This window comes from Salegentibacter holothuriorum, assembly GCF_900168045.1.
In the GTDB taxonomy this organism is placed as follows: Bacteria; Bacteroidota; Bacteroidia; order Flavobacteriales; family Flavobacteriaceae; genus Salegentibacter; species Salegentibacter holothuriorum.
Genome location: NZ_FUYY01000003.1, coordinates 31,780 through 48,920 on the forward strand (window position 1 = coordinate 31,780; position 17,141 = coordinate 48,920).

Genomic DNA, 17,141 nt, shown 5'->3' on the forward strand with positions numbered 1-17,141 from the left:
AATATAATTATAAAAGATGAAAAAGGATTTACGTGTAATATTATCTGGAGGCGGTACAGGCGGGCACATTTACCCGGCTATAGCTATTGCCAATGAGATAAAAACACGTTTTCCTAATGTGAAAATATTGTTTGTAGGTGCCAGTGATAGAATGGAGATGGAGAAGGTGCCACAGGCCGGTTATAGAATAGAAGGTCTTTGGATTAGTGGAATTCAGCGAAAGCTAACAGTAAGCAATTTGATGTTTCTTTTTAAGTTGTTAAGTAGTTTGGCTAAATCTAGAAGAATAATTAAGGAGTTTAAGCCAGATGTAGTGATTGGCACCGGCGGCTTTGCCAGCGGACCTTTACTTAAAGTGGCAAGCTCTAAAGGAATTCCGAGCCTAATACAGGAACAGAATTCGTTTCCCGGTATAACCAATAAACTTTTAGCAAAACAAGTTGATAAGATTTGTGCCGCTTATGAAGAAGTGAAAAGGTTTTTTCCTGCTGAAAAAACAGTGATCACGGGAAACCCGGTAAGACAGGGTTTGTTGAAGATTGATGCAAATAGGGAGAAGGCACTTGAACACTTTGGGCTTAAAAAGGATAAAAAAGTGGTTTTGGTGTTAGGCGGAAGCCTTGGTGCCAGAAGAATTAATCAATTGGTAGAATCCAATTTAGAAAAGTTTAAAAAAGAAGATATTCAGCTTATCTGGCAAACGGGGAAGCTGTATTTCGAAGAATATAAAAAGTATAATTCGGGTATGGTGCAAACGCATTTATTTCTGAATGAAATGAACCTGGCTTACGGCGCTGCAGATGTTATTATTTCAAGGGCCGGAGCGGGCACGGTTTCAGAATTGAGTATTGTGGGAAAACCGGTGCTTTTTGTTCCATCTCCAAATGTGGCTGAAGACCACCAGGCTAAAAATGCAATGGCAGTAGTAAAGAAAAATGCCGCGATGATGTTGAAGGAAAATGAGCTGGATGAGAAATTTGAAAATGAGTTTTTTGGTTTAATGGCTTCTGAAGAGAAGCAGAAAGAACTGGGAGAAAATATAAAAAAACTGGCTTTGCCAAATGCAACTGCCAGGATTGTAGATGAAATAGAAAAATTAATTAAATAAAAATCCTAAGACCTCACAGGTTTTAATTTTTTTTAAAGTTTAGAAGATATTAGATTCTGAAATAAATTCAGAATGACGTGAGATTAAAAATTATAAATGCAGGAATTAAACCACATACAAAACATTTATTTTATCGGCATTGGCGGTATTGGGATGAGTGCGTTGGCGCGTTACTTTAAATCCCAGGGGAAAAATGTAGCCGGTTACGATAAAACTTCAACCTCCCTTAGCAGAATGCTGGAAGCCGAAAATATTGTTGTGGTTTATGATGAAAAATTAACTGCAGTTCCTGCTGAATTTTTGAAAAAAGAAAACACCCTTATAGTTTACACACCGGCTGTTCCGGAAGCTCATCAGCAATTGGTTCATTTTAAGGAAAATGAATTTGAACTTAAGAAAAGGGCTGCTTTACTTGGATTGATTTCTAAAGGAATAACCACTTTAGCTGTAGCGGGAACTCACGGAAAAACCACGACTACGGCAATTTTAGGTCATTTACTTAAAGAAACCGATGCAAAAGTCACTGGATTTCTAGGCGGAATTAGTGAAGATATTCAAAGTAATTTGATTCTTAAGGGAGAAGAAGTTATTGTAGTTGAAGCCGATGAATTTGACCGTTCTTTCCTTCATCTTGCTCCAAATATTGCGGCTATAACCTCTATGGATGCCGATCATTTGGATATTTACGGAAAGAAAGAAGAATTGGAAGACACCTTTAGGCAATTCGCTAAGCTCGTTCCCGAAAATGGAACCTTATTCGTGAAAAACGGCCTGCCAATAGTAGGAAAAACTTTTGGAATAGAAGACAACGCCGATTATTCGGCGCAAAATATAAAGATTGAAAATGGTAGCTACCATTTTGATCTAAAAACTCCCACCGGAGTTATTGAAGATTTTATATTTAATCTACCCGGCAAACATAATTTGCTAAATGCTATAACCGCCCTGGCGATGGCTATCCAATATGAATCCCCAATCCCCAAGCTAGCCAGGGCGCTATATAGTTTTAAAGGTGTTAAGCGTAGATTTTCTTATAAAATTAAGTCAGATAAGTTGGTGCTTATAGACGATTATGCACATCATCCGGCAGAGATTGCTGCAGTAAACCAGGCCGTAAGGGAAATGCATCCCGGTAAGAAGGTTTTGGCAGTTTTTCAGCCGCATTTATTCAGTAGAACTAGAGATTTTGTGGATGATTTTGCTGAAAGCCTGGCTTTGTTTGATGAGTTACTGTTGCTGGATATTTATCCGGCTCGGGAAATACCAATTGAAGGGGTGACTTCCAGTTGGCTTCTGGAAAAGGTAGATAGTAATTCAAAGAAGTTAATTCAGAAAGAAAATATTATTGCAGAAATAAAAAGATCAAAGCCGGAAGTTGTAGTGCTTATGGGTGCCGGGAGTATTGGAGAAGAAGTGGAATCTGTAAAAAACGCCTTGCAAGATGAAGCATAAACTTAAATGCATAAAACTACCTGTTCTGCTAATTTTAGTAGCTTTTCTTTTCGGTTTTGCTGAAAAGCGAAATAATGCGAGAAAAGTAAGTGAAGTTAAGGTGCAATTTATAGCGGGTGAGAACCTTTATGTTACTGAGGAAGCGGTTAATAACTTGTTGATACAAAATGATGTAGCATCGGCGGGCATAGATAAAGAAATTTTAGATTTGAATAGGGTAGAGAGCCTTTTGAACAATCATGACATGATAGAAAATGCTGAAGCCTTTCTAAGTTTGGATGGAAAACTTCAAGCTAAGATAAGTCAGCGTAAACCTATTGGCAGAATAGTTGGGAGGTCTTCATATTATTTAGATAAAAATGGACTTAAAATGCCTTTATCCCCATACTATTCAGCTCGTGTGCCATTATTGTTAGATGTAGATTCGAGTGCTATAAAGAAAGCATATCCGCTGGTTGCATATATTCAGCAAGATGATTTTTTAACTCAACATGTTACTAGCGTAAAACATTTGGCCGGTAATAAATTTGAATTACAAATAAGAAAACTGGATTTTAAGGTTTATTTCGGTAAAGCCGAGAATATAGTACTGAAATTCAACAATTTTAAAGCATTTTATAAAAAGGCTTTGCAAGACGAGAAATTAGAGACCTACAAAAAAGTGAATTTACAATTTGGGGATCAGGTTGTTTGCACTAAAAAATAAATTATGGAACACAACGACATAGCCGTAGGATTAGATATAGGGACCACAAAGATTGTGGCCATGATTGGGCGTAAGAACGAATATGGAAAAGTAGAAATCGTAGGTATTGGGAAATCCAAGAGCCTTGGTGTTCACCGTGGAGTGGTAAATAATATTACGCAAACTATTCAATCTATACAGCAGGCTATTCAAGAAGCCGAAGGAGATTCGGGGTTAAAAATAAGTGATGTTGTAGTGGGAATTGCAGGACAACATATAAGAAGCTTGCAACATAGCGATTATATAACCAGAACAAACCCCGAAGAGGTTATTGATGCTGATGATATTCACAGTCTTTGCAACCAGGTTCATAAACTGGTAATGTTGCCGGGAGAGGAAATTATTCACGTTTTACCCCAGGAGTTTAAGGTAGATGGCCAGGCAGAGATAAAAGAACCAATTGGCATGTACGGTGGGAGACTGGAAGCTAATTTCCATGTGGTAGTTGGGCAGGTTTCTTCCATTAGAAATATTGGAAGGTGCGTGAAAAGTGCCGGTTTAGAACTTTCTGCAGTAACCTTAGAACCATTGGCTTCGGCTAATGCAGTATTGAGTCAGGAAGAAAAAGAAGCCGGGGTTGCGCTTATAGATATTGGTGGTGGAACTACCGATTTAGCGATTTTTAAAGACGGAATAATTAGGCATACAGCGGTAATTCCTTTTGGCGGAAATGTGATTACTGAAGACATTAAAGAAGGCTGTTCAATTATAGAGAAACAGGCCGAATTGCTGAAAATTAAATTTGGATCTGCCTGGCCTGGAGAAAACAAAGACAATGAAATTGTTTCTATTCCAGGTTTACGTGGAAGAGAACCTAAGGAGATCACCTTAAAGAATCTTTCAAAGATAATCCACGCCCGTGTAGTGGAGATTATTGAACAGGTTTACCTGGAAATTAAGAACTATGGGCACGAAGAACAAAAGAAGAAATTGATTGCGGGAATGGTTTTAACCGGAGGTGGAGCTCAGTTGCAGCACATTAAACAACTAGCCGAATATATCACCGGAATGGATACAAGAATTGGTTATCCAAACGAACATTTAGCCGGAAATAACGATACTGAAACTACAAGTCCGGTTTACGCTACCGCAGTAGGTCTGGTAATGAATAGCCTGGAGCATGGAGAAAAGAAGTTTCAGGAAGAAGTAGTGCTAAAGAGCAAGGAAGAAAGAGAAAAAGAAGAAGCAGAGTTACAGGAAGATTTTGAACAAAATCCACCGCAAGGGGAAGATTTTAGAGAAGATCCCGAAGCTCCAAAAAGACCGCCCAAAAAGAGCATTTTTGATAAATGGGCAGAGAAGTTTAAAGATTTTTTAGATAACGCAGAGTAAAGCACTTTCAGGAAAGCTGAAAAGGTGTGGAATTATAACTATAGAAACACTTCGGCACAAGTGTCGAAGCATATTAAAACTCACTTAGTGAGTAAAAGATAGAACCAGTAAAACAGAATTTATGAGCAGTACAGAATTCGACAGCATTGCATTCGATTTGCCAAAGAATCAATCGAACGTCATTAAAGTTATTGGTGTAGGTGGTGGAGGCAGCAATGCCATAAACCACATGTTCCAATTAGGGATAAAGGGAGTAGATTTTGTGGTTTGCAATACCGATGCGCAAGCCCTTGATAACAGCACAGTTCCCAATAAAATACAATTAGGTGTTAGTTTAACAGAAGGACTGGGAGCCGGAGCCAACCCTCATATTGGAGAACAGGCAGCGGTAGAAAGTTTTGACGAGATTAAACAAATGCTTGATGTTAATACCAAAATGGTATTTATTACCGCAGGTATGGGTGGTGGTACCGGTACAGGTGCAGCCCCGGTTATCGCCAAACAAGCAAAAGATATGGGCATCCTTACCGTTGGGATCGTGACCATTCCTTTTCAATTTGAAGGGAAAATGCGAAACGAGCAAGCTCAGCATGGAGTTGAAAATTTAAGAAGCCATGTTGATTCCTTAATTGTAATCAATAACAATAAACTGCGTGAGGTTTACGGTAACCTTGGTTTTAAAGCCGGTTTCTCTAAAGCCGATGAGGTTTTGGCTACCGCTTCAAGAGGTATTGCTGAAGTAATAACCCATCACTACACGCAAAACATTGACCTTAGGGATGCTAAAACAGTATTAAGCAATAGTGGGACTGCAATAATGGGCTCTGCCCAGGCTACTGGTGCTACCAGGGCGCAGGATGCTATTAGTAAGGCTCTGGATTCTCCTTTATTGAACGATAATAAGATTACCGGTGCTCAAAACGTATTACTGCTAATCGTTTCGGGTTCTGAGGAAATTACTATTGATGAAATAGGGGAAATTAACGATCATATTCAGGCCGAAGCGGGACATAGCGCCAATATTATTATGGGTGTTGGTGAAGATGAAGATTTGGATGAAGCGATCTCTGTTACAATTATTGCTACGGGATTTAACGTAGAACAGCAAAACGAAATTGTAAACACCGAAACCAAAAAAATAATCCACACGCTGGAGGACGACCAGAAAGCGGAACAGAATCTGAATCCGAAGAAAAGCCGTTCTTATCCAGAGTTAAATCAGAAGGTTGAAGAGCCTACTACAAAAGAGCCAAAAGCGCAGGAACCTAAAAATACTATTGTTCATACATTAGATGATAGTGTAGAGGAAGTAGATGCATTGGGTAATATTCAGAATAAGCAAGACCAGTTGTTGCATACGCCACCTTCGGCTAGGAATATGGAGGTTTCTTATGAAGAAATAAATCCTAACGATTTTATTATCAACGATACTTCAGAAGAAGTAAACGCGATGGATGTAGATGAGCCTGAAGATGTTCAAAATGAAAATGAAGACCAATTTATGTTCACTTTTGATTTTCCTATAAATCAGGAGAAAAAAGAAGCACCTAAAGACGAACAACCAAGGCAACAGGTACAGCCGCAGCAACAGCAACCAAAACAGGATCAAAGGCAGGAAATTAGGCATCAATTGGAAGACGACGAGCCGAAAAATATAGAGGTGAACGAACCAGTAGAAGTTGTTCCGGTAACCGAGAGTTCTACTCGCGGAGTTAAGCGCTATAGCCTTGATGATTATATGGAGTTTGAACAATCTTTGGATAGCTCAAAATCACATTCTAAAAATAAAGAGGAGCCAAAAGATGAAACTATTGCTTTTGAAAAGAAAACCCTAAAACCAGAACCTCAAAACCCGGAGAAAAGGCAAGACGAACACGGGGAAGAAGATCCGTTTAACAATCCTATATCTGAAGTACTCATAGAGCGTGCAGCAGAACGTAGGGCTAAAATGAAAGAGTTTAATTACAAGTTTAGAAGTAATGCAGCTCAAATTGAGGAAATTGAAAAGCAACCTGCTTATAAAAGACAGGGAGTAGATTTGGATAAAAGCGATAAAGGAGAAGGAAAGTTATCCCGAACTAGCCTGGGGCAGAACGATAATGATGACCTTTATTTTAGAAGAAATAATTCCTTTTTACACGATAATGTAGACTAACACCAATCTTTATTATATATTACTGTTCATAAAAAAAGGTGCCTCGCGATGGGCACCTTTTTTGTTGTATAAAAAACTTATTTTAAGCTTTCTTTTCTGCTTCAATATCTTCAGTGTCTTTTCTCCTTTTAATAAGAGAAATACCCGAAATAAAGAAAATAAAACCAATAATAGCCAATGCCCATGGGCTTAGCATAAGGGCAATGCTTCCAAAAATTCCAAGAATTCCCATTACCAGCGCAATAGCACCACCAACGGTTAAAATAATTCCTAAGATTTTAATCATAATTAAAGTGTTTTGGTTAGGAAAATAAAGGTAGCTAAATGTTAGAAAATCAAAGCTCGATTAACATTTTTTAAAGAAATTATGCAATTTTAGAGGCCGGAACTCCATTTTTCAATTTCTAGAATTGCTTCAGTTTCATCACCCCAACCTTCAATTTCTAAAACCTGGGATTTGTCATAGTAAGTGAACCAGCTCTCCAGAATCTTAATCACTTCGGGATAATTTGAATAAAAGCCTTGGTAATTTTGCGCATCCATAATTTGGTCTTTTAATTCCGCAGGAATTGCAATGATTTTATAATCCAGTTCTTTTTCATCTATTAGTTTTAAAACGGCAATAGGGATAATCTCTATAATACTACCGGTTTTTAGGCTTTCGCCCAACACTAATACATCTGCGGCATCACCATCACCACCTAATTTAGGGTTAGAAAAAGTAGAAGGAATAAAACCATAATTGCCGGGATAAGGAAGAAAGTTGATAATTCTGTCTTTTCCGTCTCTTTGGTCTACTACAAACTTCTTTTTGTCCTTATTATATTCTATCTTTTTATTGGTTCCTGCAGGAATTTCTATCACCGCGCGGTAGTTTCCTCTCTTAGTTTTTACTGGTAACTGACTTAAATCTTTTGAAGTTTTACAGGCAGAAAAAAGTAATAAAAATACCAGGCTTAAATAAGTTAACAAGGTTTTCATCTCTAGAGAATTAGTCCCAATAGATCATAAAATATTTAATTTTAGCATCATCAGGAATTTGTGAAGCCCTAATTTTAGAATCGGTATCATACCTTAGATCGGCTGGAAGTTCTTTTTTATCTATGGTGATATAAGCGTTTATTTCATCAAGAAAAACAACCGCGGCATTTAGGGTGTTTTCTATTCTTGAAATATTATAAGCTTCTATAATATCTTTAAAAGTACTTTGGGTGTTTAATCCGGTTTTGGTCTTGTAGCGAGGGTCTAAAACACGTATATAGCCAATGGTGCTGGTAGAATCAAACTCTTGAAGCGGTTCTAAAATCATTAATGGTTTCCCTCCTTTTTCATATACCTTAATTTCATTAACTGCGCGAAACTCTCTTGCGCCGCTTTTTTCTTTTACCAGGGAATCTTCGGCAAATAAGGAATCTAATTTATTGATTTTAATATCCCGGTTTACTGGGCCAACCTGGTTAGCACTAATTAAAAAAGGATTGTCTTCATCTTTTTGACATGAAGTTAGTCCTAAAGTTAAGCCTAGAATAAGTAGCAAAGATTTTTTCATTTCTTAGATTGAATATTGATGATAATTATTTTAATAATTTATTGAGTACGCCCATAACACCCCTTATAAAAGTGGCGCTGGTAAGTACTTTAATGATTGCGCCCTGGGTTTTCCCAGAGTTACGCCTGTTAGTTGTAGTAACAGCCTTTTTCCTTTCTAAAGCTTCGGCTTCAGCCTTTTCTTTGGCCTCCCTGGCTTCGGCTTCTTCAATTTTTTTATTCAGAAGCTCATAGGCGCTTTCGCGATCAATTTCTTCATTATATTTTGATCTCAATTTAGACTGAAAAATGAGTTCTTCAAGTTCCCTGTCGGTTAGAATATCCATTCTGCTCATTGGTGCTCTTAGCATCGTTGCGGCAAGTGCCGAAGGTCTTCCTTTTTCATCTAAAGCAGAAACCAAAGCTTCTCCAATACCTAACGAAGTGAGCTCATTTTTGGTATCGTAATATTTAGAGATTGGATAATTTTCTGCCGATAATTTTATTGCTTTTCTGTCTTTGGCTGTAAATGCCCTAAGCGCATGCTGAATTTTTAATCCTAGCTGCCCCAATACTTCTGAAGGAACATCGGTTGGGTTTTGCGTTACAAAATAAAGTCCCACCCCTTTAGACCGAATCAGTTTTACAATACTTTCAATTTGATCTAATAATGCATCTGAAGCTTCTTTAAAAATAAGATGGGCTTCATCTATAAATAATACTAGTTTAGGTTTGTCGCTATCACCTTCTTCAGGAAAAGTGGTGTAAATTTCAGCCAATAGGCTAAGCATAAACGTTGAAAACAATTTTGGTTTATCCTGGATATCGGTAAGCCGCATGATATTTACATAACCGTGTCCTTTTTCGTCTTTCCTGGTAAGATCGGTTACTTCAAAAGAGCGTTCGCCAAAAAAACGTTCAGCTCCTTGCTGCTCCAGGGCTACAATCTTTCTAAGAATTGCACCCGTTGAGGCGCTGGAAATTCTTCCATATTCATTTTCTATAGTTTCGCGCCCTTCATTTGTGACATATTGAAGCATCTTTTTTAGATCCTTAAGATCCAAAAGAGGTAAATGATGATCGTCACAGTATTTAAAAATGATGGCTAGAATCCCTTCCTGGGTTGGAGTAACGTCTAAAATTCGGGATAAAAGAATTGGCCCAAATTCGCTAACCGTTGCTCTTAAGCGAACACCATTCTGTTCAGAAATAGTAAGAAATTCAACCGGTGATTTTGAAGATTCAAAAGGAAAGCCAAGTTTTTTATGGCGTTCGTGTAAGAATTCTTCTCCAGCAGATGGTTTTGCAATACCACTAAGATCTCCTTTTACGTCCATTAGCAAAACCGGAACTCCTTTTTGAGAAAGATTTTCGGCTAAAATTTGCAGTGTTTTAGATTTCCCCGTTCCGGTAGCCCCTGCTATAAGTCCGTGGCGGCTCATTGTTTTCAACGGAATTTTTACAGCAGCATCTGCAAAAGTTTCGCCTTCTAGCATTGCGGCTCCCAAATGGATATAATCTCCTTTAGGATTATAGGCCTGGCTAATATGTTCTACAAATTCTTGTGTTTTATCCACGCTTCAAAATTTCTTAAAAATAAGAATTGTTGGGAATAATTGCCGAATTTAAGCGAATTTACTTTTTAGAAAATAATTATTTGACGGCGTTTTCCAGAAGTTCTATACTTCCTTTTGATGCATTTATCTTCGCTTTCAGTCCGTTAGGAATTGTGACATTGTCATCTATATGTCCAATCATCGCCCCTGAAAATGCCGGAATATTTAGAGGTTTTATATAATGATCTATAACTTCTTCCATTGTTAAAGATCCGTAACCTGAGCCGCCGGGATTGCAGCTGGTACATTTCCCGAAGACAAATCCGCTAATTTTATCCAGCACACCGCCTAATTGCAACTGACTCATCATTCTATCTACCGCATAAATTTGTTCGCCTACATCTTCCAAATAAAGGATATTGCCTTCCCAGTTTGTTGGGAAATATTCCGATCCCATAATGCCGGTTAGCACTGAGAGGTTTCCTCCAATTAACCTGCCTGTAGCTTCACCTTTCCTAATGGTCCTTATCCTATTTTCTATTTGTGTAAGATTATCGCCTTTATCGGTAGGATTGGTGAACGTAATTTTTTCATTATCAAACAACAAGCGTTTAAAATAATCAAAACTGAAAGAATTCCAGGTAGAAACCGCTAAAGGGCCGTGAAAAGTTACCAGTCCGGTTTTTTCGTAGATTGCCAGGTGTAGGGCGGTAATATCGCTATAACCTATAAAGATCTTCGGGTTGTTTTTAATTGCCTTGTAATCTAATTTATCCAGAATTCTCGCTGCACCAGATCCTCCACGAAGTGCCATTACAGCCTTAATATTATCGTCGCGAAACATTTCATTAAGTTCCCCGGCACGTTCCTCATCGGTTCCTGCCAGATGCCCGTAACGCCCTTTTACAAAATCTCCGAATTTCACCTTCAAACCCATAGCTTCCAGATTTTCTTTTGCAATTTCGTAGGGTTCGGTTTCAAAAATAGCGCTAGACGGACTTACCACGCCCACCGTATCACCTTCTTTTAATCCCTGCGGAATTGTCACCGAATTATTAATAGGAGCGATTTTATCAATTTCGGTAAAACTAGCTAACGGAAAAGCTAAACTTCCAATTCCTATATTTTGTATGAATTTTCTACGTTGCATTTGGATGATTTTGTAAGTTTAAAGTTAGTAATTATCCCGAATTTGGAGCAGTACCTTTTCCATTTCAGCTTTTAAAAGTGAAGTGGGAATCGTGTAGTTGCTATTCATAAAGCTAAAAATTAGAAACTTTCCGCTTTTGGTTTTTAGATACCCGCTAAGACTGTGATTGTTTTTTAAGGTACCGGTTTTGGCGAAAACGTAAGGCATATCAGCTTTATAGTAATTTTTTATCGTTCCAGAGTGTCCGCCGGCAGGCAACATATCTAATAATTCTTCCTGTGGAACTTCCTCTTTAATTTTTTGAAGCAATTTTATCATACTTCGCGGGGTAAAAAGATTGTAACGCGATAGACCGGAACCATCATACCACATAGGTTCATCTGGTAGATCTTTTAGATGATTTTCTTTCATATAGTCTATGGCAATATCAGATTTCAAGGTGTCCGAAACTTTATTTGCCGCCATTAGTAAAATTTGTTCAGCTATAAAATTATCGCTCACCTTCAGCATTCTTTTATAAAGGCTGTCCCCTGAAATACTGTATACTGTATTATTTAGCTTTTTATTTAATGTGGAATTCTTAATGAGCGTAATCGGTTTCTTAAGGGTATCGCTTAAAAGCTTTACGACAATTTCTGATGAATATTTAATTGGGACAACTTGAGAAAAATCTGAATTCTTTTTTTCATTGTTAAATACAAAATGGTTTCTATGTATATCACGCTTCAACCTTGCGGAAATTAAGCTGTTTTTTGAGCTTACCAATGAGTCTTTAAAAATCTTAGGTGAAACCAAGGGGAACTCCTTATTTTTTTCAAACTGAAATCCTACCATATTCCCATAAATTGGAAAGGGAGTGATCTCGGCGGAATAATAGGCGTTATAATCGTCCCAGGTCCAACCTGGACCCTGGTGTTTTTCGGTATAGGTTGGTAAAATGTAAGCCAGGTGTTTTGAGTTATTTTTTAAAAATTCAAAAACTCCAGAACCTGGTAAGTTTTCATTTAAAAATGATGGATCTCCGGTGGCTTTAAAATAAAGCGTATCGTTTTGAATTCTGTATTGAAGCGCAGGAATAGAATCACCTAATATTTTTAGGCCTGCATAAAAAGTAAAGAGTTTGGTGTTTGAAGCCGGGGTGAAATATTTTTCTTCGTTATGGCTGTAAAGCGTTTTATTATTTTCAGGATCAATTACCATAAAACCTGCGAAGCCCTGTTCGAAAACCGGGGATTCGTTAAAAATTTTGTCTAGAGGCTTACTTATTTTTCTAGTTGCTGAACAGGAGCTAAATAATATAATAAGCAGCAAAAGACTAATACTTTTAATAGCAGCTTTATTGGGGGAAAGAATGTGCACCATAGTAAAACTTAAAACAGGTTGGTTGTTTTTAAAAATCAATACAAAGTTATAGGAATAAATAAGAAGTTAACGAAAGTTTAATTTTTAAGCGTACTTATTTGTCTATTCTAAGATAACTTGGCTATATTTAGTTGACTATTCGTAAAAATTTAACACAAAAAGTAATGAGAAACAAAATTACAATTATGGTATTGCTGGCGTTTTTCCAATTTACCGGAATGTTTGCTCAGCAGCAGGAAGTAACCGGTACGGTTACTGTGGCCAATGATGGAATGCCTTTGCCGGGGGTAAATGTTCTGGTAAAGGGAACCAATGAAGGTACTGTTACCGATATGGAAGGTAAATACGCTATTGAAGTAGAAGAGGATGCTGTTTTGGTATTTTCTTCTCTGGGTTTTGAGCGGCAGGAGCAAGCGGTGAATGGTAGGAGTATGGTTAATGTTACACTTGTTGAGAATCTTGAAGGTCTTGATGAGGTGGTAGTTACCTCTTTTGGTATTGAACAGGAAAAGAAATCGCTGGGATATTCGGTGCAGGAAATTAATGCAGAAGAAATTACCAAAACAAAACAACAGAATGTGGTAAGTGCATTACAGGGGCAGGCCGCAGGTGTGCAAATTACCAATTCTGGTGGAGCTCCCGGGCAGAGTGCGAGGATTATTATAAGAGGTGTCAACTCTTTAGATCCTAATGCTGATAACCAGCCCTTATTTGTGGTAGATGGTGTGCCTATTGATAACTCAACTACAGAATCTGAGGGTACACCTCGTGGGCTAACCAATAGGGCGGCAGATATTAATCCTAACGATATTGAATCTTTGAACGTATTAAAAGGAGCTGCGGCTACCGCTTTGTACGGAGTTAGAGCTGCGAATGGAGCAGTTATTATAACTACAAAAAAGGGTAAGGAGGGGCAGGTTAGAATTAACCTTAATAGTTCAATAGGTTTTGAGGATATTAATAGATATCCCAAGTTTCAGGAAGTTTATGGACAGGGATTCTCTGGAGAGTACAATCCAGATTCTTTTTGGCCCAATTGGGGACCTTCTATGGAAGAGATTAATGCTATAGATCCAGATGTTCGGTTTTATGATATTTGGCGTGACGCATTTGATACAGGGGTTCAAATAGATAATTCTTTAAGTATTTCTGGAGGAAATGAAAAGGCAACCTTCTATGGTTCGTTAGGAAATTTAAGTCATGAAGGTATTATGCCTTTTAGTGATTGGAATAGGACCTCGGCCAGATTAAATGGACAAGTCAAGTTTAGCGAAAAATTCACATTTTCGGGAAATTTAAATTATACTATTTCGGGTGGAAATCGTGTTCCACACGATAGATTTATGGAACGTATGATGTACTGGGCGCCAAATCATGATGTCACAGATTATATAAATCCCGATGGCACCATGAAAACTTATAGTAATACCAATCCATTATACGATGCACGCTTTAGTACTTTTGAGGATGAGGTTAACAGGACGATTGGTAATTTTAAATTTACCTACAGCCCTTTTGATTGGTTGGATATAAATTACCTTATAGGTACCGACTATTATAGTGAAAGTAGAACCGAAATAACACCTGGTCCTTTAGGAATAGATGGTGAAGTACCATTAAGTAGTACCGGTTCTATTTCAGAAACAAGTATTGAAAGTCGGGATATTAACTCAAACTTCTTTATTACACTCTCTAAAGACTGGACAGAAAAGTTTGGAAGTACATTAAGAATAGGGAATGATGTTTTTGAAAGAAATTATGAGAGATTTGATGCCTCCGGAACTGATTTCGTGATTCCTCAGTTTTATGATTTGAGTTATACCAATCAAATATCAAATTCACAGGATAAACGCAAGAAGAGACTTGTTGGTTTGTATGGAGATTTGATGCTTAGTTATGACGATATGTTATTTTTAAATATAACTGCCAGAAACGATTGGACTTCAACGCTTCCAATAGGTAATAATTCGTTTTTCTACCCTTCGGTAAATGTTGGTTGGGTTTTTAGTGAGGTTATTGAAACACCAGAGTTTCTAAACTTTGGTAAAATAAGGGCTTCCTGGGCGCAGGTAGGTAAGGATACAGATCCCTATTTAATTGGGCAAACCTATACATCTCCCGACGTTTACCCCTTAAATGGCCAGGTTGGTTTTACCCGGTTTAGCAGGTTTGGGGATCCATTGTTAAAGCCGGAAGAAACCACTTCTATTGAGTTTGGTACAGATCTTAGGCTTTTTGAAAACCGTTTAGGAATAGATTTTACCTGGTACAAGTCTAATAGTAAAGACCAGATTATTCCGGTTCCGGTTTCAGAAAGTGTAGGTTTTTCAACTTTCGTTACCAATGCAGGGGAGATTAAAAACAAAGGTGTTGAGTTTATTGTAAGGGGAACTCCGGTGAGAACCGAAGATTTTACCTGGGATGTTTCTTTAAATGCTGCTTATAATAAAAATGAGGTGGTGAATATTAGGGAAGGAATAGACGAAATTGTAGTGGGAAGCCAATTTGGATATGCCGGAAGTAGGGTGACTATGAAGCTTATAGAAGGAGAAGCTTACGGTAATATTTTTGGTAGTAGTTATGAGAGATTTGGTGCAGATGAAAATAGCATCTTTCTAAATGAAGGCTTGCCAATTGTAATTGGAGAAAATGGTTTCCCTGTTAGAAATGGCGCGCAGCTTGTTTTAGGGAATACAACCCCTAAATGGATTGGTGGTCTTAAAAATGACTTTTCTTACAAAGGCTTCGATTTATCTTTTTTAATAGATTTTAGAACCGGCTTGGAGCAATATAGCCAATACGATAATTTCTTTGCAGCCTTTGGTATTGCTGAATATACCCTTGCAAGAAATGATACACGGGTTTTTAACGGGGTACTGGCAGATGGTTCTCCAAATACCCAGGAAGTGTGGTTAGGCCAGGGCGAAGGTCCCGATGGTAGGGATTATGGTGCCGGCTTCTATAGGAACACCTATAGAACGGTAAGTGAAAATTTTGTTAGTGATGCCTCATTTATAAAACTGAGAAATATTTCACTTGGTTATAATTTCCAGGAAAATATATTAAAAGTTTTGCCTTTTAACTCTGCACGGGTTTCGGTGGCAGCAAATAATATTATTCTATATACTCCCTGGGATGGTTTTGATCCCGAATCTTTTAGTGCCGGTGCCGGAGGAAACGCAGTTGGTTTTACCGGCTTGGGTTACCCCGGAGTACAAAGCTTTTTTTTCACGCTTAATTTAGGACTATAATTTAAAAGATAACGAATATGAATTTTCTAAAGAATAAATACACATATCTTGTTATATCCGGATTATTTATGTTTTCGTCTTGCGAAGATTACCTGGATATTAACGACGATCCGAATAACCCCACAGAAGCACCAATTTCTGCCTTAACTGTGAATTCCACTTTTGAAACGGCTCAGAATACATTTAGAATGGGAAATATTACTACCAATTATGTGCAACACCTGGCTTCACCTAACCCTGCCAGTGCTTCTGATGTTATGGACCCGGTAAGTTACAGCGGTACCTGGTCTAATATGTATAATGTAATGACCGATTTAAGTGACTTAATAAATCAGGCTTCAGAAACAGGTGCCAATCACTACCAGGGAATAGGGCAAATTTTAATGGCCCTAAATCTTGGGATGACAGTAGATGCCTGGGGAAGTATTCCTTATAGCGATGGCTTAGATTTTCAAACTATTACACCATCTTATGATGGTGATATTGAATTATACCAGGAAATTTTGAGATTGCTGGATGAAGGACTTGTAAATCTATCTAATACTACCGAGATTTCGGTTGGTGAAGATGATTTTATCTATGAGGGCGATATTAGTAAATGGATGAAACTGGGTAATATGCTTAAAGCAAGATATCTTAACCATTACAGTGAAACAGATTCTTATGATCCTACTGCTGTACTTGCTGCTTTAGATGACGGAATGGAATCTAATGAAGATGATGCTCAGGTAGAATATTTTCCAGAAGAGTTTAATCCATGGGCTGATGTGGCTATAGATAATGCCGATTTACTCTTAGGGGGATGGATTTCAGAACAATTTATAGAAAGTATGGATGGAACCCTGTATGGAGTTCAGGATCCACGATTGCCTTATATGGTTGGAGCTACAGATGATGGTGAGTATATTGGTGTAGAGAATGGAGCTGGTAGAGGAAACGCTCCGGAACAAGGAGCTCGTTCTGTGCTTGAACCGGATGATTTTTATACCGGGGAACAGTCCCCAATTCTGATAGCTACTTATTTTGAACAGAAATTCATTGAGGCCGAAGCAGCATTTAATATAGATAAAAGCAGGTCTTACCAGGCTTATTTAACAGCAATTAGAGCTCATATGACAAAGTTAGGGGTTGAGCCTGCTGAAATTGATGCTTATATCACTAATCCCGAAGTAAGTATGGGGGAATCAGCATTTACTATGGACGAGATCTTTAAAGAAAAATGGATAGCAATGTTCCTTCATCCTGAAGCCTGGGTTGATGCGCGTAGATATGACTATTCTTACGAGGATTTTGATTTGCCTGCAAATGTAAACCCAGATCTTAATGGTGAGTTTATTAGCAGATTGGCGTATCCAGATTCCGAAGTGAGTAGAAATGGGAGTAACGTTCCTGATGTAAGTCTTACCGATAAGATTTTTTGGGATAATTAGAACTGATTAATATTCATAACGATTTAAAATCTCCCGGCTTTTCCGGGAGATTTTAGTTTAAAAACATTTTAAA

Annotated in this window: 13 protein-coding genes; 7 read left to right on the forward strand and 6 right to left on the reverse strand. The window is 37.9% G+C overall.

Translation table 11 applies throughout. The annotated features are described in order from the left end of the window. Nucleotides 1-16: 16 nt before the first annotated feature. The 5 genes from murG (at nt 17) to ftsZ (ending at nt 6,792) form a co-directional block, all read left to right on the forward strand. Nucleotides 17-1,108 carry an undecaprenyldiphospho-muramoylpentapeptide beta-N-acetylglucosaminyltransferase gene (gene murG / locus B5X51_RS08685; protein WP_079720794.1) on the forward strand — a complete coding sequence of 364 codons (1,092 nt, stop codon included), beginning with the start codon at nt 17-19 and terminating at the stop codon, nt 1,106-1,108. A 96-nt stretch (nt 1,109-1,204) separates the two neighbouring features. Further along, the gene (gene murC / locus B5X51_RS08690) at nt 1,205-2,560 is read left to right on the forward strand and encodes a UDP-N-acetylmuramate--L-alanine ligase (protein WP_079720795.1); all 1,356 of its coding nucleotides are present in this window, start codon (nt 1,205-1,207) and stop codon (nt 2,558-2,560) included. Further along, nucleotides 2,550-3,266, forward strand: coding sequence for a cell division protein FtsQ/DivIB (locus tag B5X51_RS08695; protein ID WP_079720796.1), 717 nt, complete (start codon nt 2,550-2,552; stop codon nt 3,264-3,266). Before murC ends, B5X51_RS08695 begins: the two co-directional genes overlap by 11 nt. 3 nt (nt 3,267-3,269) lie before the next feature. Continuing rightward, nucleotides 3,270-4,637, forward strand: a complete 1,368-nt coding sequence (gene ftsA, locus B5X51_RS08700) for a cell division protein FtsA (protein WP_079720797.1) — start codon at nt 3,270-3,272, stop codon at nt 4,635-4,637. A 121-nt stretch (nt 4,638-4,758) separates the two neighbouring features. Continuing rightward, a complete protein-coding gene (gene ftsZ / locus B5X51_RS08705) occupies nt 4,759-6,792 on the forward strand; it encodes a cell division protein FtsZ (protein WP_079720798.1) in 2,034 nt (677 codons plus the stop codon). A gap of 82 nt (nt 6,793-6,874) precedes the next feature. Here the strand turns inward: ftsZ and B5X51_RS08710 are convergent, their stop codons facing one another. From B5X51_RS08710 to dacB, 6 genes are all read right to left on the reverse strand, one after another. Continuing rightward, a complete protein-coding gene (locus B5X51_RS08710) occupies nt 6,875-7,078 on the reverse strand; it encodes a hypothetical protein (RefSeq protein WP_079720799.1) in 204 nt (67 codons plus the stop codon). Nucleotides 7,079-7,167: 89 nt separating this feature from the next. Next, a complete protein-coding gene (locus B5X51_RS08715) occupies nt 7,168-7,773 on the reverse strand; it encodes an inorganic diphosphatase (protein ID WP_079720800.1) in 606 nt (201 codons plus the stop codon). A gap of 10 nt (nt 7,774-7,783) precedes the next feature. Then, the gene (locus tag B5X51_RS08720; RefSeq protein WP_079720801.1) at nt 7,784-8,341 is read right to left on the reverse strand and encodes a hypothetical protein; all 558 of its coding nucleotides are present in this window, start codon (nt 8,339-8,341) and stop codon (nt 7,784-7,786) included. A 25-nt stretch (nt 8,342-8,366) separates the two neighbouring features. Beyond that, complete coding sequence (locus tag B5X51_RS08725) at nt 8,367-9,896, reverse strand: helicase HerA-like domain-containing protein (RefSeq protein WP_079720802.1); 1,530 nt, start codon at nt 9,894-9,896, stop codon at nt 8,367-8,369. A 76-nt stretch (nt 9,897-9,972) separates the two neighbouring features. Continuing rightward, the gene (locus B5X51_RS08730) at nt 9,973-11,025 is read right to left on the reverse strand and encodes a S66 peptidase family protein (protein ID WP_079720803.1); all 1,053 of its coding nucleotides are present in this window, start codon (nt 11,023-11,025) and stop codon (nt 9,973-9,975) included. A 24-nt stretch (nt 11,026-11,049) separates the two neighbouring features. Further along, on the reverse strand, nt 11,050-12,387 hold the full coding sequence (gene dacB, locus B5X51_RS08735; protein WP_079720804.1) for a D-alanyl-D-alanine carboxypeptidase/D-alanyl-D-alanine endopeptidase: 1,338 nt from the start codon (nt 12,385-12,387) through the stop codon (nt 11,050-11,052). 164 nt (nt 12,388-12,551) lie between these two features. Here dacB and B5X51_RS08740 point away from each other — a divergent pair, with 164 nt between their 5' ends. Together B5X51_RS08740 and B5X51_RS08745 are read left to right on the forward strand one after the other, a co-directional pair. Beyond that, on the forward strand, nt 12,552-15,638 hold the full coding sequence (locus B5X51_RS08740; protein WP_079720805.1) for a SusC/RagA family TonB-linked outer membrane protein: 3,087 nt from the start codon (nt 12,552-12,554) through the stop codon (nt 15,636-15,638). 17 nt (nt 15,639-15,655) lie between these two features. After that, a complete protein-coding gene (locus B5X51_RS08745; protein ID WP_079720806.1) occupies nt 15,656-17,068 on the forward strand; it encodes a SusD/RagB family nutrient-binding outer membrane lipoprotein in 1,413 nt (470 codons plus the stop codon). The last annotated feature ends 73 nt before the right edge of the window (nt 17,069-17,141 follow it).